Below are 20269 nucleotides of genomic sequence, written 5' to 3' on the forward strand. Positions count from 1 at the left end.
TCCGGGCTCATCTTCACTATGTTTTTACCCGCTTAACAGCAGGGGGAACCCGAGCTTATCCTTCGAGCGCAACGCTGAAGGCCATTGCTTGTTGACCGGCTTCCACTTGAATTTTTCCTTCCTGCAGGCTCACTCCCGAGCCCTCCACGGAAGAAACGTTTCCTGTGTCATGCAGCTTCACCGAGAATGGCTTGCCGCTGCCTTCCACCGTAAAATGGATCCGGCTGCCTGCACGCACAGCCCGTACAACCAGCTCGCTCTCTCCGTTCATGTTGCGAACGATGGCGGAAGCTTCGCTGCCGTCTTCCAATGCATACAAGCCAAGCTCTACTCCGTCTGCATAGTCATATTCCGGAAGGGCGTCGCTCGCACCCAAGGCGAGGAACGAGTTGCCGCGTACGAACAACGGCAGTCCGAGGAAACCGTACGTTTCCTTGCGCCAGGTTCCGCCATCCACCGTTTCTCCGGTTAACAGATGCGTCCAGCGGCCCTTCGGCAGATAATACTTCACGTCGCCTTTCTCGCTGAATACCGGTGCTACGAGCAGGGAATCGCCCAGCATGTACTGACGATCCAGCATTTCGACTGCAGGATCCTCCGGGAATTCCAAGAACATGGCGCGCATGCTCGGCACGCCTTGCTCCGATGCCTGTACCGCGGTATGGAACAGATACGGCATCAGACGGCTCTTCAGCTTCGTGAAGAAGCGCGTAACGTCTACGGCCTCTTCGTCGTAAGACCATGGCACCCTGTAAGAGCTGCTGCCATGGAGACGGCTGTGGCTGGACAGCAAGCCGAATGCCAGCCAGCGCTTGAACACATGCGCCGGAGCCGTATTTTCGAAGCCGCCGATGTCATGGCTCCAGAAGCCGAAGCCCCCGAGACCGAGGGACAAGCCGCCGCGCAGGCTCTCCGCCATCGATTCATAATCCGCATAACAATCGCCGCCCCAGTGAACAGGGAACTGCTGTCCGCCAACGGTTGCGGAGCGTGCGAATACCGCCGCCTGATTCTTGCCGAATTTCTCGACCAGCACGTCAAAGACCACTTTGTTGTACAGCTGGGTGTAATAGTTGTGCATTTTATGAGGATCGGAGCCGTCAAAATACACAACGTCCGTCGGAATGCGCTCGCCGAAGTCCGTTTTGAAGCTGTCCACGCCCATATCAGCCAGCTCGCGCAGGTACCCTGCATACCATTCGCAAGCATCCGGATTCGTAAAGTCCACCAGCGCCATGCCCGGCTGCCACAAATTCCACTGCCAAACATCGCCATTGGCTTTCTTCACGAGATAGCCCTTCTCACGGCCTTCCTCGAAGAGGCGCGAACGCTGCGCGATATACGGATTGATCCATACGCAGATTTTCAAGCCTTTTTCTTTCAGTCGCTTCAGCATGCCTTCAGGATCCGGGAATACCTCTTCATCCCATTGGAAGTCCGTCCAGTTGAGGCCCTTCATCCAGAAGCAGTCAAAATGGAACACTTGCAGCGGAATGTCGCGCTCCAGCATACCGTCCACGAAGGAGTTTACGGTCGCTTCGTCATATTGGGTCGTAAAGGAGGTCGATAGCCACAAACCGAAGGTCCAAGCCGGCGGCAGCGCCGGTTTGCCTGTCAGGCTTGTATATTTGTCCAGAACGCCTTTCGGGTCGGGCCCGTCAATCACGAAATACTCCAGCGACTCGCCCGGCACGCTGAACTGAACCTTCTTCACCTTCTCTGAAGCTACTTCAAAGGATACGAGGTCCGGCTGGTTGACAAACACGCCATAGCCTTTGTTGGTCACGTAGAACGGAATATTTTTATAGGCTTGCTCGGAGCTTGTGCCGCCATCCTGATTCCAAATATCCACAACCTGGCCGTTCTTCACAAACGAAGTGAATCGCTCGCCAAGGCCGTACACCCACTCGCCCACGCCAAGATCGAGCTCTTCGCGCATGTAGGTCTGTCCGCCGTCCTCCACGATATGCGCCATGGATTTGGCTCTGCTGCCGGTGATGCGCTCTTCTCCTCTATAGAAGTGGACCGACCATTCCGGGCCTTTCTTGATCACGACGCTCAGATTGCCGCTCCGAAGAACAGCCTGTTGATCGTTCTCTTCGATGACCGTATGGTCACCCTCCTGTTTGTACAATTCGAATGCAGGTCCACGATCTCTTACGCCCGCATAGTGAACCAGCTTCACGCCGATGACGCCGGGTGCCGGGGAATGAAACTGCACGGTGATCAGCTGCGCATTGATGGTCGCTCCTCTGCCCGGAATCGGTGCCGTGGAAGCATAAGCCGTCAACGTATCTCCTTTTACCGCAAAATCATAGGCCTGAACCGCTCCCGAAACGGAATATCCTTCCCGGATTAGCCAGTTGCCGTCTGTAAATTTCATCGTTACTTCCGCCCTTCTATATTTTTAAAATTGAACTTTCAGATGTAAGCGTTATAATATCATTATACTGATCCGTTTTTACCTATTCTAACAATATCCGATTGTTTTATAGCACAATTTTGATATCAGAAAGCAGTGTTCAGGGACATTTCACATCCCAAGGAGGTACATCATGGATCAATCCTTCCGCCAGTCGTTAAAAGAAAGCACCGTCCACGGGAATGAGCGTTTCCCATTCGGTGCCTATTGGTATCAATTTGCCCCCGGCGCCCATGTGGTAGACTCCCATTGGCATAAGGAAGCGGAGATTTTTTACGTGATGGAAGGCGAGGTGCTGTTTCAGATCGATTCGGAATATATCCCCGTCCGTGCGGGCGAGGCGATATTTATCGATGGGGGAGATCTGCATACTGGCCACGCCCAAGGCAATGAAGGGTGCAGCTTCTGCGCCATGGTGTTCGATGTCGGCATGCTCGCCAGCAGCAGCTATGATCTTGTGCAGGAAGGGATGATCGTTCCCTTCCAGGAGCGGAGAGCCGCCTTTCCAAGACGGATGACCTCCGGGACCGATGAGCGCCTGCTCGAGCATATAAAAGAAATGATGCTGCTGTCCAAGCACAAACCGGCTGGATATGAGGCTGCCATTAAGGGGCATCTGTTTCTCATGCTGTTTCAGGCCGCATCCTCCGGCAGGCTTGCCAACCGCAGCCGGAGCGAAGCGGCGGACATGACGAGAACGGAACGCTTAAAGAAGGTCATTCTCTACATCCAGAGTCATTACCATCGTCCTATTCGTCTAAGTGAGCTGGCTGACCTGATTCCGATGAGCGAAGGCCAATTCTGCCGCTTCTTCAAATCCATGACCGGGCAAACGCCCGTCGACTATATGAATTCCTATCGCGTTCGCCAGGCGGCCGAGCTCCTTCGTTCGCCGGACAATAAAATATCCGACATCGCACTCGATGTCGGATTTGGACACATCAGTTATTTTGTTCGGGTATTCCGCAAAATCATGAACTGCACGCCTTCTGAATATCGGAAGAAATTATAATTTCGGCAGGCTTGGTATGACCTGATTGCAGTCCCCTTGGAGCGGCAGGTTCCGGCATACGTATTGGCCGGCGCTGTTCTCGTTCGCCGCGCCTGACGGGGCTGGCTGATGAACCCGCTGTTTCCAGAGCTGCCACAGCATGAATCCGTCGTTCGCTCTTCCCTTATTCTTGATGTAGTTTACCATCGTTTCTACATTATAATATGCCGTCGCGATGTTATTCTGGCCGTTCATCATATCGGCATCGTATACCGTTCCCGGTGCGGCATTCAACTGCAGGACGGCCCCGCCGGATCCCTCCGGCGCAATCTGCATGCCCATATTGATGGGTCCGTTGTATATCGCCTTGTAGGATTCATAACCTTCGCGCGGGTCGTAGTAAATACCGCCGTCGTAGGACATCAGATTGATAAAGTCGATCTTGCTGCCATGATCCTTAACCACGCGGTACATGGTACCGCCAAAAGGAGAACCCCATTGGACCTTGCCTTCCTCAAACGGCGTCCCCTTCACATAATAGGCGCCCGTGGACCAGCCGGCGATGGAAATCTGTAAATTCGCGTTCCTGGCTTGGATTTCATTGTAGAGGCTCGTTATAATGCCTGCGATCTCGCCATCCTTGGTACAGCTGAACTGGGCAGCCGTTCCTTTGTTGCAGTTGCTGCCGCTGGATTCCCAGTCAATGTCGACGCCGGCTGCGCCAAGATCCAGGGCCAAATCGACGATGTTCTTGGCATTGAATCTGGACCACTGCGATCCTTGGCTGTACGACCAGCCTCCTACCGAGAGGAACGCTTTCGTTCCGCGGGCTCTCAGTGCGGCGATGTTGTTGCGCAGATCCTGCGACTGCTGGGCCGTAAATTTACGCTGCCCATTCGGCGTCGTGGCTCCTTCCACGAATTCCAAGCCCGCTACGGCTTGATCAAACGCATACGACCCTTGCGTATACGTGGTGTCCGGCCTTACGAATGCTAGATTGAGATGCGTGATGTAATTGGGAATGTTCGCAGTCGTCAAATCGTAGATACTGGTGTTCCATGAGCTGGCGTAAGCGACGTACATCCGATCACCAGTCCCCGGAGGATCTACCGGCGGGTCTACTGGCGGATCCACCGGGGGATCTACCGGTGGTGTCCCTGGATTGCACGCTCCCAGATCCTCCCATACTCCCCACTGTCCCGTCGTTCCGGGCATCTCACCCTGAGTCCACCATTTTGCTTTCCAGGCCTTACCTCCGTGGGATACGATATTGCCCCCGCCATATACGGCAGAACTGCTCCAAGCAGGCTCAGCGCAGGCCTCGGCGGCTTGAACCTGGGACGTAGGAAAGACACTGAACACCAGTACGGCGATAAGTCCGAGAATCCATCCTTTCATCGTTCTGGACAGCCTTGTCATTCATTAAACAACTCCTTCTCCATGGGTATTCGGCTCATTAAAGCGTTTTCAAATCTGGTGAAAGCTCCGTACCTTATACACCTCCTGACGCATTGGGATGAAATCGAATGAAACACTTTAAGTGTAACTTGGTCATTTTTTGTACAACAAGGATAAGATTTACTAATTCAGGGGCAAAATCCTATACCTTGTCACAGCAGCGCATCTTCGCAAAAAAAAGCCGACACCCTGCGGATGATCGCATAAGTGGCAGCTTTTGAAATGGAATGCCTGTTAACCCTTACTCCAATTTAGGGTATGATGATAGAAGCATGTTATTTTTCTATTTATGAGTCTCTTTGTGCAGCCTTGCAAACGGACATTTCGACAGAGACTCCTCGTTATCCCGCAGGAAATATTGCTTCCATTCATAATTGTCCTCCGCCCCGTAGAACTTCAAGTCCGGGTGCGGGGGGACTGGATCATATTCGGTCAACCGCTTGCGTATCAGCACTTTGGTATGTTCAGCTTGCCTGGCCCGGGCATTGAACTGCTTCAGAACCCAACGAGGCGTAAAAGCAAGCATCATGTAGGGGAAATACCTGCTCTGGCGAAGCTCATGTGCCGGCGTTCCGCAATATACGAAATAAGGCTCGCCTGCATAACAAAATTCCCACAGATGATCGTCTGGTTCCCCCGGCAGGTCCGCCGGCCAAGGCTCCGTATCGTATTCGGTGGTCCGGCTCAGCAGCTGCCAGAACAAACGCTCATAATACTCCACGCCCTCGAGGCTATCTCGGCCATGTTCCGTATTTATAAATACGACAAGGGAAGTATACGGGCCGAAGCCCCTGGAGCCGAGCCCGAACTCATGCAGCAGTGCGGCCAATTGCCCCGCCGCCTCCTGCGATTCGCCGCGGTTGATAAAACCGTATCTAAAATGATTCAGCGCATGTCCTTGCACTGCCGGAATGCAGGGGAATTTGGCGGAACGATCCGTCATTTTCTCAGTCAGCTTAACGTTCGCTTCCCGCTGCCATTCCTCCGGCAATCCATAGGCTGCATCCATATCGTCCAACCTCATTAAACCGCTCATCACCAGTCCTCCTCTTCTACAGCATATAAGAGTGGGTAAAAATAGGTGACTGTCACGGACGAAATGCACATGAATTTTGAAAAGCGTTTCCCAAAAGCTTGAACTTTCTGATATCTTAAGTAGAGAAGAAATTAAAATACCAGGCTTATGCCTTAATTACCATAGAGAGGATTCTTTCACATTATGTCTAAACCCCTGCTAACCGATAAGATTCAAACTGCCAAACCCGCCAAAAAACCGAGGCCGTCCGCTCCTCCCGTGCGCATCTTTGCGCTGGGGGGGCTTGGCGAGATCGGAAAGAACATGTACGGCGTCGAATTCAAAAACGAGATCATTATCATCGATGCCGGACTGAAATTCCCGGATGCCGAAATGAGCGGCGTCGATTACATTATTCCGGATATCCGTTACTTGCTCGATAATAAGCACAAAGTAAAGGGTATGTTCCTGACCCATGGCCATGAAGACCATATCGGGGCTATTCCTTACGTGCTTCGTCAAATTCAGATGCCGATCTATGGCGGAGCCCTGACCATCGGCCTGGTTCGTGCGAAGCTGGAAGAGCATCGCCTGCTGGATCAGAGTGATCTGCGCATATTCCATGAAGACGAGACGATTGCATTCCGTCATCTTTCCGTTCATTTTTTCAGAACCACCCACAGCATTCCGGATGCCTTCGGGGTCGTTGTCGAAACTCCGTACGGACCGATCGTACATACCGGGGACTTTAAATTTGATTTTACGCCGGAGGACAAGCCTGCCAATCTGCACAAAATTCTGCATATCGGCGGACGGGGCGTCCTGGCCCTGATGGCCGACAGCACCAATAGCGAACGCGACGGCTTTACCCCTTCGGAGCGCACCGTCGGCGATTCCATTCTGCGCCTGTTCCAGGAGTGTCCCGGGCGGATCCTGTTTGCGACCTTTGCATCCAACGTTCATCGTCTGCAGCAGGTGGTCGAAGCCGCCATTCGAACCGGCCGCAAAATCGCCATCGTCGGCCGCAGCATGGAAAAGGTGTTTGTGATCGGCCAGGAGCTTGGTTATATTCGCGTGCCGGACGGCATGATGATTGACGTCAAAGCCGTTAACCGCTATCGCGACGACCAGGTGCTGATTATTTGCACGGGCAGTCAGGGCGAACCTAATGCGGCGCTGACGCGCATCGCTTCGGGTGCCCATCGTTCGATCCAGATTCATCCGGAGGACACCGTCATTTTCTCGTCATCGCCGATTCCCGGAAACACCCAGAACGTTAACCGCAGCATCGATCTCTTAATGCGGGCCGGGGCCGAAGTTAAATACGGCTCCATTCTCGATATCCACACCTCGGGCCACGGCTGCCGCGAAGATTTGAAGCTCATGATCAGCAGCTTGCGTCCCAAATACTTTGTGCCGATTCACGGAGAATACCGGATGATGCTCAATCACCGTCATCTTGCCGTGCAGGTCGGGGTTCCCGACAGCAACGTCTACTTGATGAACATCGGCAACACGCTGTCCCTTTTCCGCAATTATGCGCGCAAAGGCCGGAACATCCCTTCGGGTGACGTCTATATTAACAATGGTGAACTGCGCACCCATGAGAAGGAGCTGCTTGAGGAACGCGTTCAGCTCGCTCACGATGGCGTGGTGATCGTCGCGATTACCATCAACCGGGAAACGCGCAAGCTGCTCTCCGGACCGGAGCTGATTACCCGCGGGTTCGTGTATATGCAGGACTCCAAGCCGCTTCTGCGCCGGGCCGAAGCGATGCTCCGCAAACAGCTGAACAAAGCCGGCGAACAGCGGGAATACAATCGTGCTGCCTGGGAGCAGATGACCAACAACACGCTCAACCGCTATTTCAAGCGGGAGCTTGGCAGAAGCCCGTACATTATGCCTTCCATCATGGAGGTATAATGCTTCGATCTCGCTGACGCTTGACGCTGTACACTAAAATAAGGGTGGACCCAAAGTCATTGAACCTTGGGATCCACCCTTTTTTAGTCATATTAGAAAGCATGAATTTCGAAGCCTATCGCCCTTCCTGTAAATCAAGCCATAAAGCACGGGCCTGCTTTAGTCTGCAAGCTCCAGGCCTTTCGTTTCCTTGCCAAGCACCAGTACCCCCAGCGCCCCGATCAGGATGGTTACGAAAAACATCACGAAAATGATTTCGATGCGGGTACCATTCTGCTTCAGCACGCCGACGAGCAGCGGCGCGATCACGCCGCCGATCCGACCGAACGATGTGGCAAGCCCGACCCCCGTTGAACGAACCTTCGTCGGATAAAGCTCCGGACTGTACGCATACAAGCCTCCCCATGCTCCCAGATTGAAGAAGGACAAGGATATGCCTGCGGCGAGCAGCGAGCCTTCCGTATTGGCGTAGCCAAACCAAATTGCGCTCAGCGCCGTAAGCACCAAATAAGTAACCAACACGAACTTACGTCCGAACTTCTCGATAAAATACGCCGCCGTGAAATACCCCGGCAATTGGGCAAGCGTCATAATCAGCACGTACTGGAAGCTTCGAACCAAGCTGAATCCTTTATCGACCATGACGGTGGGAAGCCACAGGAACATCCCGTAATATGAAAATACGACCGTAAACCACAATATCCACAGCATAATGCTCGTACGCCGATGTTCGACCGACCAGACCGAGGCCACACGCTGCCCGAAGGTCAGCTTCCGGACGGCCTTGGCCTTCTGCTCGATATACCTTGGCGAATCCTCGATGGCTCGCCGCAGGTAGAGAGCATAGAACGCGGGCAAAGCCCCGATGACAAAGGCTGTCCGCCAGCCGTAATCCGGAATGACGAAGTAAGCAATAAGCGCGGATAGTATCCAGCCTGCCGCCCAAAAGCTTTCCAGCAGCACCACCGCTCTTCCCCGTTCATGAACGGGCATGCTTTCGGATACCAGCGTTGAAGCTACCGGAAGCTCTCCGCCAAGTCCGAATCCGGCGATAAAGCGCATCAAGCACAGCATGACAAAACCGGTAGCCAGAGCGGAAAGCCCGCTCGCTATCGAGAATATGAGCAGTGTCCACAGCAGAATATTTTTCCGTCCATATTTATCCGCCAGAAATCCGGCCATGGCCGCGCCGAATACCATTCCGATCGATGTGGTGCTTGTCAGAATGCCGACCTGCTGCGAGCTTAGCGACCATTCTGCTGCCAACGCCGCAACAACAAACGAAATCATGCCGACATCCATCGCATCGAACATCCAGCTGGCACCCGCGCTGAACAGCAGCTTGCGCCGTTTGGGCTCTTTTAACAATTGCATGTTGCCCATTTTAACCGCCCCCTCTCCTATATCTTTCTATAATGTAGAGCGAACCATACGTCCGGTCAAGCTAGATTATGCTTAGCGGTAACATGACCGTTATGGTCGTTCCCTCCTGAAGCTTGCTGGTCACATACACCTGCCCTCTGTGATCCTCGATCATTTTTTTGCTGATCATGAACCCTAAGCCGTTGCCCTTCTCCTTCGTTGTGAAGAACGGTTCCCCGAGACGGGATAGGATCGATTCCGGGATTCCGCATCCGTTATCCGTGAAATGGATGGCCACGGTCTCGTCGCTACCTCTCTCCAGTCGTATGGTCAACTCGCCGCCGTCCGGCATCGATTCCACCGCATTTTTTATAAAGTTGATGAAGACCTGCTTCAGATGGTTCACGTCACCGTCCACATTGGCCTCTTGCTCTCCAAAATCGGTTATGATCTCTACGTTATGTATAATCGCCTGCGTATTTAATAACGTAATCACTTGTTCCAGCAGCTGCCGGATATCGGCACGCTCGAATTTCACGCTTTGCGGCTTCGCCAAGAACAGAAGCTCACTGACGATCAGTTCGATCCTTTCAATCTCCGAAGAGATAATATCGAAATATTCATCCTTCCGTCCGGCGCCGGAGCGAATCAGCTGCACGAACCCTTTGATGGACGTCATCGGGTTTCGGATTTCATGGGCGATTCCTGCGGCAAGCTGCCCGGCCATGGACAGCTTGTCGGACTGGATCAGCCGCTTCTCTTCCTGATCGGCCGCTCTCTTCATGTCGGTGATATCCGTCAAATGCGCTACATAGCCCAGCGCCCTTCCCTCTCTGCTGCGGGCTGTGCTAAGCCTGCACGATACCCACCTGATATCTCCCTGTTTATGTATCAATCTCTTTTCCATTTGCAAGGAAGAGATCCGGCCCGTTTTAAATTTTTCCATCATTTCCCTGTCCTTATTTACGTCCTCCGGATAAACCCAATCGTTATAGGGATGATGCAGACATTCGTCCTCCTCATATCCGAGCATCGTGCAAGCGGCCGGATTGATTCGGATAATGCTCCCCTCTGAATCGATGAATACCGTTCCTATCGGCGCAACTTCTATCGCCTGAACCATAAAATCATAGCTGAGACATTCACTATTCATCATCGTTTGGAGATCCTCCTGTCTTTCATTGTTCAAATCGGTTTTACCTAATTTCTAGATATGGGATTGCTTCTCCTTTAGCCTATATGGAATATAAATAAAACAATCCAAAGGATAATTCGGACATGAAGCGAATATATTGGATATGAGGTTTCTAATATTTGGTGTCTATCCCAGCGCTATTCTAGTGAAATTGAGAGAAAATGGTTTTTTTTGACTTGAACGCCATGGCTTTTTCGTTTATTGTGAAAGAAAGCAAGTCATTTACAATTGCTAGTCGTTAGGATCGTTAACAAAGGAGTTTGCGAGTATGTACACGGAACAAGATATTTGGATTGTGCTTACAGGCACGGGCACCTGGTTCAGCAGAATGATCCAATATTTCACGAAGGCCCCACTTAACCATGCATCCATAGCGTTTGATTCCGAGTTACGCGAAGTGTACAGCTTTGGGCGAAAGAAGGCGAACAATCCGTTTGACGGCGGTTTGGTTCGCGAGAACCTGCGTGACCCTTTCTTCTACACTTCGGAGTGCGCGGTATATCGCTTCCGCGTCAGTAATGAAGACTATCAGCGCATGCACAATCTTGTCAAAGAGATGATGCGTGATCAGGACCGCTACAAATATAATCTGCTAGGGCTGCTGGGTATATTGTTTCGGATTCATATCGATCGTGATGATGCTTTTTTCTGCTCCCACTTTGTCGCGACGGTGCTGGAGCAAGCAGGCCTGCGGCCTGTGAACAAGCCTTGTCATCTTGTAACGCCGGAAGATTTCTCCCACTCCCCCCAGTTGAATGAAGTCTATCGCGGGCCTCTCCACGGTTATCTTGCTCAAGATATGCCAGCCCCGTTGTCCCCGTCGCCGACGTTTGTTCCTGTGACCACGAAAGGCCGAGGCAAGTTCTTCAGAATCGGAAAAACGGGTTAATACCGAGAATATGTAGCTATGATATAAATATGTTTCTCTGATACCTTGGAAAAAAGCAGCCGGGCTCGCACCCGGCTGCTTTTTTTAAATAAGTTTTTTGGGGTCCCCGCAAAGTATTTGGAATAAGCATCGAAGCATAGGCTCCACTTTGTGGGGTTATTTTATATGTTCCTCGCGGGGGTTAACCCCCGGCGTCATTCTCTAGCGTTAGGCCGATGGAGTCTGATCCGACGCCTGCTCCAGAACCGCCTTCTCCACCACGACAGGACCGGATTCAGCCAGCTTTTGCTGCTCCATTTTCTTGCGCTTGCGTTTGCGGTTGAAGTACACGCCGATCAACAGAAGCGGAACGGCGATCAGCGCAATATATAACGATACATCCTTAACCATGCCCTCCGCGGCGTTACCGTACAGATAGAACAGGGTACCCACCACATAAAACTTGGTAGCCCGGCCAAGCGCGGCATATGCCAACAGTCTCCATAGCGGGAATTTCAAACATCCCGACAGAATCGTAAACACTTTAAAGGGAACCGGCGTAAAGGAGCCGATCAGTATGGCGGCTTCGCCGTTTTTTTGAAACATGTTCGTTGCAGCGTCAATCCACTCTTTTTTCAGTATCTTGTATAATACCGACTTCCCAAGCAGCTTTCCGATCAAATAGCCCAGCGGCGTCCCCAGCAAGCATCCGATAAAACCATACGTTGCCAGCCACAGTGCATTCTGCGGGTGCATGATGCTAAGCGAAACCTGCAGAAAAAAGGCGGGAACCGGAAAAATGACAGCATCCGCAAACGAATGAATAAACAATCCCCATGGACCAAACTTCATCAAAAAATCCAAAATGTCCTGAAACATGTCTCAACCCCTAAACATTTTCTTCCTGTTTCTATCAGACCCTTTATAAAGTATAGCACATAATTATACTGGAAAGGACCTAGGCCGCTTGATCCCTGCCGAAAAAACGCGCAGAACGAAGCATGCCTTTGCACCTATATACTATATGCAGCAGGTTCGACTAACAACAAAAAAACCTTTCTTCCAGGAAGAAAGGTTTTCGGTCGCTCCTCGCAAGCCGAATTTCAAACATGAATAAGCTTGCAAAGAAATGCATCTTGTTTAATTTGCAGATAAACTGCGGTGTGCGGAATGCCTTGTCGGACCTACGAATTCATTCAGCGGGAAGCCGTTCGAAATCGCCTGGGTAATGAAGGCTTTCGCTTGCTGTACCGACTCGCGAACGCTCAAGCCCTTGGCAAGATTGGCCGTGATGGAAGCGGATGACGTGCAGCCCGCACCGTGGGTGTACTTGGTAATGATGGCGTCGGCCTCGAACCATTCGAAGCTGTTTCCGTCATAGAGCAGATCCATGGCTTTACCTTCGCGGATTTTGCCTCTGTCTTTAATCAGCACGTTCTTTGCGCCGCGCTCGTGAATGATGGCGGCAGCCTCCTGCATTTGATCCAGGGACGTGATCGGACCGGATTTGGCCAGCTGAGACGCCTCGAACAGATTTGGCGTTACCAAATCGGCGCGCGGGAGAAGGAATTCCAGCATCGCTTCCGTATTTTCGGGCTGCAGCACTTCATCCGTGCCTTTGCAGACCATCACCGGATCGATGACGATCCGTTTCAGATCATAGCGGTCGATATACTGGGAAACGAGCTCGATGATCTCTACGGATCCAAGCATGCCGGTCTTCATGGCATCGATGCCGATGCCCTCGAGCACGGTTTTCAGCTGCGTTTCAACGATATCCAAAGCTACCGGGAAAACCTGGTGATCCCATGTTTTTGGTTCCATGCAGACAATCGTGGTCAGTGCGGTCATTCCGTATACGTCAAATTCCTGAAAGGTTTTCAGATCGGCCTGGATGCCAGCGCCGCCGCTTGTATCCGAGCCGGCTACGGTTAATGCTTTTCGTATCGTCATGTTCCATGTTCCCTTCGCTTGTAAAATGATTACTCTATTATAAGAAAAACTGGGATTGACGTCTATTCGCAGATGTCGAATCCTTCTTTAGCGGTTGTTTTTCTTGCGAGATCAAGTCGATTGAGCTTCGATGCCTTCTCTTCCTGATCTCTAAAGAAAAACTGGGATTGACGTCTATTCGTAGATGTCGAAATTTGCTTGATCACGCATCACTCCGCCTGCGGATTGTTCTTCCGATCGCTGTTGCCCCCAAATTTCCTTTGAACCACGATATCTATCGTTGGAATTCGGGGGCAAAGGCGACCACTCCGTTTCTACAGAACAATTCCGCCTGCTTCGTTGGAGTTTATCTTTAAAACCCTTTAAAACAAAATCAATTTAACGTGATTCGTAGATGTCGAATCCTTCATGGTAACGCATCACTTCGCCTGCGGATTGTTACTCTGATCGCTGTTGCCCCAGATTCCTTTGAACCACGATATCAATCGTTGGAATTCGGGGGCAAAGGCGACCACTCCGTTTCTACAGAACAATTCCGCCTGCTTCGTTGGAGTTTATCTTTACAACCCTTTAAGACAAATTCAATTTAGCGTGATTCGTTGATGTTGAATTTTGCATGGTAACGCATCACTCCGCCTGCGGATTATTCTTCCGATCGCTGTTGCCCCCAAATTTCCTTTGAACCACGATATCTATCGTTGGAATTCGGGGGCAAAGGCGACCACTACCGTTTCTACAGAACAATTCCGCCTGCTTCGTTGGAGTTTATCTTTATAATCCTTAAAGACAAATTCAATTTAGCATGATTCGCTGATGTTGAATTTTGCATGGTCACGCATCACTCGCCTGCGGATTATTCTTCCGATCGCTGTTGCCCCCAGATTCCTTTGAACCACGATATCTATCGTTGGAATTCGGGGCAAAGGCGAACGCTTCTCTTCTACAGAACAATTTCGCCTGCTTCGTTGGAGTTTATCTTTTATATACCTTAAAGACAAATTCAATTTAACGTGATTCGCTGATGTTGAACTCTGCTTGATAACGCATCACTCCGCCTGCGGATTGTTACTCTGATCGCTGTTGCCCCCAGATTCCTTTGAACCACGATATCTATCGTTGGAATTCGGGGCAAAGGCGAACGCTTCTCTTCTACAGAACAATTTCGCCTGCTTCGTTGGAGTTTATCTTTTATATACCTTAAAGACAAATTCAGTTTAGCGTGATTCGCTGATGTTGAATTTTGCTTGATATAGCATCACTCCGCCTGCGGATTATTCTTCCGATCGCTGTTGCCCCCAGATTCCTTTGAACCACGATATCTATCGTTGGAATTCGGGGGCAAAGGCGACCACTCCGTTTCTACAGAACAATTCCGCCTGCTTCGTTGGAGTTTATCTTTATAACCCTTAAAGACAAATTCAATTTAGCGTGATTCGTTGATGTTGAATTTTGCATGGTCACGCATCACTTCGCCTGCGGATTGTTCTTCCGATCGCTGTTGCCCCCAGATTCCTTTGAACGACAATATCAATCATTGGAATCCGGGGGCAAAGGCGAACGCTTCGCTTCTACAGAATAATTCCGCCTGCTTCGTCGGAGTCCTTTGTCTAGGCTCACACTATGGAGTCACCACTTATTGTTCCGTCAGGATCACCGGGCCATCCTTCGTGATGGCGAGCGTGTGCTCATACTGCGCGGACCATTTCCCGTCCACGGTTCTGGCGGTCCATCCGTCCGAATCGATCTTGCATTGATATGTTCCCAGGTTCAGCATCGGTTCGATGGTGATGACCATGCCCTCTTTAAGCCGAGTCCCGCGGTTGGGTGGCCCGTAATGCGGAACCTGCGGCTCCTCATGCATATTTTCGCCGATGGCGTGCCCCACGAAGTGACGGACAACCGATAAATTCTGCGCTTCCGCATAGGATTGAATCGCATGGGAAATATCGCCGATCCGGTTGCCGATCACCGCTTGCTCAATTCCGAGGTACAGAGCTTTCTTCGTCACGTCCAGCAGATGCTGCGCTTCCTCGGAGACGTTTCCGACCGGATAGGACCAAGCCGAGTCGGCGAGCCAGCCATCATACTTCACCACCATATCAATGGTAACGATATCCCCGTCCTTCAGCGGCTCATGGCTCGGGAAACCATGGCAGATCACGTCGTTGACCGACGCGCAGGTCGCAAAAGGATAACCATGATATCCCTTCTGCTCCGGCGTCGCGCCGCGCTCCGCCAGGAACCGTTCGACAAACTGATCAATCTCCAGCGTCGTTACGCCCGGCTTGATCATGTTGGCGATCTGACGATGGCATTCGGCGAGAATATCGCCGGCTTTATTCATCTTGGCGATTTGTTCTTGTGTTTTGAGGATTATCAATCCTGCTCACTCCTTTTCATGGCTGTTATCTCCTACTCAAATCAAAAAGCCTTAGCTGACCGAAGGAGCTTCAGGACAGGCATCTGCGTCCTCCTCACTCCCCGGCCAATAAGGCTGATTCACAATCACAAGGTGTATCTGTTTTCTTGTCTTGGTTCCAAAAAAAGAAAAGCTGATAGCGCCCCACATGATCTTATTCTACTCTTAAGCCAAGGTAACCTCAATGATTTCCGTTAGGAATTTCTGCCTTTCGGTCAAATGCGGACAGGTACGGATGCCGCGGCATAACCGTTTTGCATTCTCGGAGGCATCTTTAACTCGGCGGTAACCCAGAAAGTCATATGACTCTCAATGACCATGAACAAAATCAGGGCGGGCAGCATTTTATCCAATTTTAAGCTTCATTTATCCAATGACAATCGTTTCTCCTCATATCTATATATTAAAGGTTGCGCAGAAACGATAATTTTACACGCGAGATCACGATTCCTTTCTTTTTCCTATGTTCATTATATCAAAAGGGGCCGTTGCTTTAGCTTTCCACTTGTTTCCGTTCCTTCTGGGTCATATCGCTCTTCTCCTTGGATAAGAACCAGCCGAGGACCGCGATCAGGATCAATACGCCCCAGAATATGAGCTTCCAGCCGGCGCTCTTGGGAAACGTCTTCTCTAATACAGCGATATCCGGGTGCGCGAGCGTATAGACGGCCAGCTTGATTCCTACCCATCCCACGATCAGGAATGCAGCCGTTTCCAAGCCGGGCCTTCTTACGAGCAGCCTGCCGAAATACGATGCCGCGAACCGCATGATCACCAAGCCGATAATTCCGCCTGCCAGGATAACCAGGAATTGTCCGCCGTCCATGCCTCCGATATTCGGAAGGCCGGTTTCGGGCAGCGTCAAGGCGAGGGCTACGGCAGCCAAAATCGCATCGACCGCAAACGCAATATCCGCAAGCTCTACCTTTAACACGGTAACCCAGAATTTTTCTTGCTTCATTTCCGCTTCCTTCAGATGTTTCTTCTTCTTCACAAAGAACTGCTTCACCATATGATTGATACTGATATACAGCAGGTAGAAGGCTCCAATCGCCTGTACGTACCAGACATCCGCCAGAAAAGAGATAATGAAGAGGGATGCGAAACGGAACACAAACGCACCGGCCAATCCGTAAAATAACGCCTTCTTCCTCTTGTCCTCCGGCAAATGTTTAACCATGATGGACATCACCAGGGCATTATCGGCTGCGAGAATCCCCTCGAGTCCAATCAACACCAGCAGCACCCACCCATATTCGAGCAACAGTCCCATTTCCAAACGCATCTCTCCTTCATGTATAGGATGATCCGATTTACGTTTCAAAGGCGTATAAAACAAAAAACCTTTATCCCGAAAATCGGCGATAAAGGTATCTACCCAGAAATAGGCTGTAGGAATAAGCACCTTTACCGAATCGGCAAAGGTCTCGCAAACAACTTTCGTTGCCAACAAAGCCGGAGACACGTACGTGTCACGAATTGACGACTTTGCTGCGACTGCTACTCCCCTTTACTTGAATACATGAATTATAGCATGGCCGTTTACCCACCGCCAATAGACTTTCAAAAATTTTACATTCACTTTACATTTCTTTTTTTCTTCCTCCAAAAATAGAGCCATAGTCCAGCTGCCATCAGCACTGCGACAACCCCCCACAGGAAAGGCCACTGCATAAATGTCTGATCTGCAGCCTCACCTTCACTTGGAAGCATTCCCTCAGCAAGCGTATCAGACCCCGTTTCGCCCGGTGGAGGCGCAGCTTTCGGAGGATATCCGGCCCCTAGCTCGGATAGCTCCTTGCCGGCGGCGGTGAGCGGCTTCGTTCCGTCACAAAGCCCTGTTGTCAGCCGGCCCGACTCTGCGGACGCGAACACCAGATATTCGCTGCCTACGGCAAACTGGTCATAACCGCAGCTGGCCGATGACATGGCCGTGGTAAGCTCCGTTACGGGGTTCAGCTCGCCTTTCCATATTTCCGTTACCTCTAACGTAACATGAACCGGATCAGCCGAGGACATGACCTGCTTCCGCGGCGGGCCCGCGATCTGAGTCACCTTGCCTGCGAATATCGCTGCGCTCCGTTCCAGGCTTTCCGCAACCTCAGGCGGTCCGGCACATGAGCAAGCAAATACGTCGGATGGTTGTATCGTATACAGGCTGACGAGCAAGAGCAAACAGCTAAGCATGATCATAACCTTGGATTTTCTCATCATGGGTCACCTCAATCCTTAGACGGCCCTTCCCCCTAAAATGTTCCAACTCTATCCATAAATGCGCCGATCCACTCCAAAAATGAGGGAGGGATAACGGCGCATTTCGGCTGCCGATCTAAGGAAGCACCCCCGCAAGAAGCTGCCAACGTCATGAACTACTTGCTGGCGATGATCAGGTAGTGACGATTCGTGGGATACCGGATTCCGTCAACCTGCAGCCCTGCTTGCTCCAACATAGCCTTTAGCACCTGCGGGTCAACCCGGTTCGGCCTCGGAACCCGCTTCTCGGACGGGTCTTCCTGCCATTCCAGACACAAGCAGCGCCCGCCTGGCCGTAACACTCTTGCGATTTGGGAGATCGACTCCTCCAGCTGGTCGGTGATGTGAAGGATCAAGGACGCGATGACTCGATCAACGGTTTCATCCTGGAAAGGAAGCTGTTCCAACACGCCTTCCATCACCTTCACATTCGTGATTCCTTGTTCCTGTGCACGCCCGCGCATCATGTCGAGCATGGCTGGCTCGGTATCCAGCGCGTAAACGGTGCCTGTCGTTAATGAGGCTGCCGGTATGGAAAAATAGCCGGTGCCCGCCCCGATATCCAGCACATCCACCTCGCCATTCACCTGAAGCATCTTAAGCAGCGAAGAAGCCGGCAGCTCTTTTTTCCTTTCCGGACTTTCCAATCGCTCGATGAGTGACGGATCAAAACTCTCTTTCATGTTATCGCTCTCCTCCTCGATGAATCGCATTTCATGGCATGTTGCAATATGTATTTGTATCAAATGTGAAAAGGAATTCTCCCTGTGGGTCTACCATACCTTTGATTGGGAACGATGTAAACCGGTTCGTTGGTCTATAACGATTACCGCCGATCCCCTTCCGCTTGGCATGCCTTAGACAGCCTCTTGATTCTACGCGAACTGTACGAAAGAACCATGCAAGAGATTGGAATAGGATCTGCGGCCATAATAAGGAGATGAACCAGAAAAGGGCATTTCCCTGATCATGATGACCATGGAAATGCCCCGATTGTTCGTTACTCGCCCTTATCCTCAATCCATACCTGCCCTGCCAGAAAATCGGCAAGATGAACGGCCTCGATGCCGCGTTGTTTCCCGGCACGCTCGATGCCCCACTTCATCTGCAGCAGGCAGCCCGGATTCGAGGTCACGATTACCTCGGCCTCTGTTGCCTCCACATGCTCCATCTTATGATCGAGCAGCGTTGTCGACATTTCCGTCTGGGTCAGATTGTAAATGCCTGCAGACCCGCAGCATACCTCTGCCCCCTGAAGCTCGCACATGTCTACGCCCGGAAGCTGCTGCATCAGCTGGCGAGGCTCTCCTTGCACCCGCATGACGTTGCGCAGATGGCAAGAATCCTGGTAGGTGACCTTGACGGTCTTATTCGCGCTTTCCGCTTGAATCGGCGTAAGCGGCCGTCCCGGGCTGCTCAGCAGCTCCGAGATGTCCTTTACCTGTTCTGCGAAACGAACGGCCGATTGCTGAAGCCGCTCATCCTGTTCGGCATGCATCAGATGATCGTATTCCTTCAGCAGGGCGCCGCAGCCCCCCGCATTGCTTGCAATGTAATCCACGTTCGCTTCCCCAAAAGCCCATATATTCTGGCCGGCCAGCTGTTTGGCATCGTCCATTTCACCGGCATGGGCATGCAGCGCACCGCAGCATACCTGCTCCTCCGGAATGACAATCTCGAACCCGGCCTGACGCAGCAGCCGCACGGTGTTCACGTTCGTAGAAGCAAACATGACATCCATAATGCAGCCCCGGAACATGCCGACCCGGCCGACCTTGGCCCCGGACGCGGGGATCACCATAAGCTTGGAACCGCTCCCTGTCGTCTCGCGGCGGTAGGGCAAGCCGGCCTTGCCCCACAGTTCTTCCAGACCATCGCCCGTTACGTCAGGCAGCGCCTTTTCCAGCTGCTGGAGATGGTCGGGAAACAGCTTCATGGCCCCGGAGCTGCGCGCAAACTTCTGCAGCCCGGATTTCTGATAGAACGAAAGCGTCTTGCCGATCAGCTTCAGTCTTCCGCGATGCGGGAAAATCCCTTGCAGGAACGTCTTGCGGACGACTCGTACCGGCAGCGAATAAGGCTTCTCCGCCGCAATGGCCGCCCGGGTCTGCTCGATCAATTGGCCGTATTTCACGTCGGACGGACATGCCGGCTCGCATGCCCTGCACCCCAGACAGAGATCCATTTGGCTCCGAAAGCTCTCATCCGGTTCCATCAAACCATCAACAACCGCTTTCATGAGGGCGATCCGCCCGCGTGGGGAGGCAGCCTCGAGCCCAGTTTCGATGAATGTCGGACATGCGGTCTGACAGAACCCACAGCGCATACAGTTCGTCAATTGATCCTCGTCCAGCGTCAGCTTCAGCGATTGTGCAAGCTTCTCATGGGTTGAATTCATGCGCGATCGCCT

At 51.8% G+C, this 20269-nt stretch carries 16 protein-coding genes; 3 read left to right on the forward strand and 13 right to left on the reverse strand.

Features of this window, described 5'->3' with window-relative positions; all coding sequences use genetic code 11:
- Positions 1–55: 55 nt before the first annotated feature.
- Positions 56–2383 carry an alpha-xylosidase gene (gene yicI / locus MHI43_RS28430; RefSeq protein WP_015737533.1) on the reverse strand — a complete coding sequence of 776 codons (2328 nt, stop codon included), beginning with the start codon at positions 2381–2383 and terminating at the stop codon, positions 56–58.
- A gap of 172 nt (positions 2384–2555) precedes the next feature.
- On the opposite strand from yicI, the gene MHI43_RS28435 reads away from it, so the two are divergent.
- On the forward strand, positions 2556–3434 hold the full coding sequence (locus tag MHI43_RS28435; RefSeq protein ID WP_015737534.1) for an AraC family transcriptional regulator: 879 nt from the start codon (positions 2556–2558) through the stop codon (positions 3432–3434).
- On the opposite strand, the gene MHI43_RS28440 is transcribed toward MHI43_RS28435, so the two are convergent.
- Together MHI43_RS28440 and MHI43_RS28445 are read right to left on the reverse strand one after the other, a co-directional pair.
- Entirely contained in the window at positions 3429–4811 is a 1383-nt protein-coding gene (locus MHI43_RS28440; protein ID WP_341283187.1) for a glycosyl hydrolase family 18 protein, read from the reverse strand. The genes MHI43_RS28435 and MHI43_RS28440 overlap by 6 nt on opposite strands.
- Positions 4812–5154: 343 nt before the next feature.
- Positions 5155–5907 (reverse strand): YqcI/YcgG family protein, encoded by a 753-nt coding sequence (locus tag MHI43_RS28445; RefSeq protein ID WP_015737536.1) that lies wholly within the window; start codon positions 5905–5907, stop codon positions 5155–5157.
- Between the two features lie 183 nt (positions 5908–6090).
- Between MHI43_RS28445 and MHI43_RS28450 the strand changes: the two genes are divergently transcribed.
- Positions 6091–7809, forward strand: coding sequence for a ribonuclease J (locus MHI43_RS28450; RefSeq protein WP_015737537.1), 1719 nt, complete (start codon positions 6091–6093; stop codon positions 7807–7809).
- 159 nt (positions 7810–7968) lie between these two features.
- On the opposite strand, the gene MHI43_RS28455 is transcribed toward MHI43_RS28450, so the two are convergent.
- Positions 7969–9192: an MFS transporter gene (locus MHI43_RS28455; RefSeq protein WP_015737538.1), complete on the reverse strand. Its 1224-nt coding sequence runs from the start codon at positions 9190–9192 to the stop codon at positions 7969–7971.
- A 61-nt stretch (positions 9193–9253) separates the two neighbouring features.
- Positions 9254–10327 carry an ATP-binding protein gene (locus MHI43_RS28460; RefSeq protein WP_015737539.1) on the reverse strand — a complete coding sequence of 358 codons (1074 nt, stop codon included), beginning with the start codon at positions 10325–10327 and terminating at the stop codon, positions 9254–9256.
- A 307-nt stretch (positions 10328–10634) separates the two neighbouring features.
- On the opposite strand from MHI43_RS28460, the gene MHI43_RS28465 reads away from it, so the two are divergent.
- Positions 10635–11255, forward strand: a complete 621-nt coding sequence (locus MHI43_RS28465; protein ID WP_009590113.1) for a hypothetical protein — start codon at positions 10635–10637, stop codon at positions 11253–11255.
- A gap of 207 nt (positions 11256–11462) precedes the next feature.
- Here the strand turns inward: MHI43_RS28465 and MHI43_RS28470 are convergent, their stop codons facing one another.
- The 8 genes from MHI43_RS28470 to MHI43_RS28505 all read right to left on the reverse strand — a co-directional run bounded on the left by MHI43_RS28470 (position 11463) and on the right by MHI43_RS28505 (position 20257).
- Positions 11463–12113, reverse strand: coding sequence for a VTT domain-containing protein (locus MHI43_RS28470; RefSeq protein ID WP_015737540.1), 651 nt, complete (start codon positions 12111–12113; stop codon positions 11463–11465).
- Between the two features lie 261 nt (positions 12114–12374).
- Positions 12375–13187: a pyridoxine/pyridoxal/pyridoxamine kinase gene (gene pdxK, locus MHI43_RS28475; protein WP_015737541.1), complete on the reverse strand. Its 813-nt coding sequence runs from the start codon at positions 13185–13187 to the stop codon at positions 12375–12377.
- A 1633-nt stretch (positions 13188–14820) separates the two neighbouring features.
- Positions 14821–15567 carry a type I methionyl aminopeptidase gene (gene map / locus MHI43_RS28480; protein WP_015737542.1) on the reverse strand — a complete coding sequence of 249 codons (747 nt, stop codon included), beginning with the start codon at positions 15565–15567 and terminating at the stop codon, positions 14821–14823.
- A 254-nt stretch (positions 15568–15821) separates the two neighbouring features.
- The gene (locus MHI43_RS28485) at positions 15822–15959 is read right to left on the reverse strand and encodes a hypothetical protein (RefSeq protein WP_341283188.1); all 138 of its coding nucleotides are present in this window, start codon (positions 15957–15959) and stop codon (positions 15822–15824) included.
- A gap of 140 nt (positions 15960–16099) precedes the next feature.
- Positions 16100–16885 carry a TerC family protein gene (locus MHI43_RS28490; RefSeq protein ID WP_015737544.1) on the reverse strand — a complete coding sequence of 262 codons (786 nt, stop codon included), beginning with the start codon at positions 16883–16885 and terminating at the stop codon, positions 16100–16102.
- 299 nt (positions 16886–17184) lie between these two features.
- Positions 17185–17817, reverse strand: a complete 633-nt coding sequence (locus MHI43_RS28495; protein ID WP_341283189.1) for a hypothetical protein — start codon at positions 17815–17817, stop codon at positions 17185–17187.
- A gap of 158 nt (positions 17818–17975) precedes the next feature.
- Complete coding sequence (locus MHI43_RS28500) at positions 17976–18542, reverse strand: class I SAM-dependent methyltransferase (protein WP_036663793.1); 567 nt, start codon at positions 18540–18542, stop codon at positions 17976–17978.
- A 317-nt stretch (positions 18543–18859) separates the two neighbouring features.
- Positions 18860–20257, reverse strand: coding sequence for a (Fe-S)-binding protein (locus MHI43_RS28505; protein WP_036663791.1), 1398 nt, complete (start codon positions 20255–20257; stop codon positions 18860–18862).
- Between the last annotated feature and the right edge of the window lie 12 nt (positions 20258–20269).

The sequence above is a fragment of the Paenibacillus sp. FSL H8-0457 genome, from assembly GCF_038051935.1.
Taxonomy (GTDB): Bacteria; Bacillota; Bacilli; order Paenibacillales; family Paenibacillaceae; genus Paenibacillus_AQ; species Paenibacillus_AQ lautus_A.

Excerpts from the sequence above, each read along its gene's own strand:
- yicI (WP_015737533.1), bottom strand. The coding sequence starts at position 2,383 with ATGAAATTTACAGACGGCAACTGGCTAATCCGGGAAGGATATTCCGTT.
- MHI43_RS28440 (WP_341283187.1), bottom strand. The coding sequence starts at position 4,811 with ATGAAAGGATGGATTCTCGGACTTATCGCCGTACTGGTGTTCAGTGTC.
- MHI43_RS28500 (WP_036663793.1), bottom strand. The coding sequence starts at position 18,542 with ATGAAAGAGAGTTTTGATCCGTCACTCATCGAGCGATTGGAAAGTCCG.
- MHI43_RS28445 (WP_015737536.1), bottom strand. The coding sequence starts at position 5,907 with ATGAGCGGTTTAATGAGGTTGGACGATATGGATGCAGCCTATGGATTG.
- MHI43_RS28465 (WP_009590113.1), top strand. The coding sequence starts at position 10,635 with ATGTACACGGAACAAGATATTTGGATTGTGCTTACAGGCACGGGCACC.
- MHI43_RS28450 (WP_015737537.1), top strand. The coding sequence starts at position 6,091 with ATGTCTAAACCCCTGCTAACCGATAAGATTCAAACTGCCAAACCCGCC.
- MHI43_RS28470 (WP_015737540.1), bottom strand. The coding sequence starts at position 12,113 with ATGTTTCAGGACATTTTGGATTTTTTGATGAAGTTTGGTCCATGGGGA.
- MHI43_RS28505 (WP_036663791.1), bottom strand. The coding sequence starts at position 20,257 with ATGAATTCAACCCATGAGAAGCTTGCACAATCGCTGAAGCTGACGCTG.
- MHI43_RS28435 (WP_015737534.1), top strand. The coding sequence starts at position 2,556 with ATGGATCAATCCTTCCGCCAGTCGTTAAAAGAAAGCACCGTCCACGGG.
- pdxK (WP_015737541.1), bottom strand. The coding sequence starts at position 13,187 with ATGACGATACGAAAAGCATTAACCGTAGCCGGCTCGGATACAAGCGGC.
- MHI43_RS28455 (WP_015737538.1), bottom strand. The coding sequence starts at position 9,192 with ATGGGCAACATGCAATTGTTAAAAGAGCCCAAACGGCGCAAGCTGCTG.
- MHI43_RS28460 (WP_015737539.1), bottom strand. The coding sequence starts at position 10,327 with ATGATGAATAGTGAATGTCTCAGCTATGATTTTATGGTTCAGGCGATA.
- MHI43_RS28495 (WP_341283189.1), bottom strand. The coding sequence starts at position 17,817 with ATGAGAAAATCCAAGGTTATGATCATGCTTAGCTGTTTGCTCTTGCTC.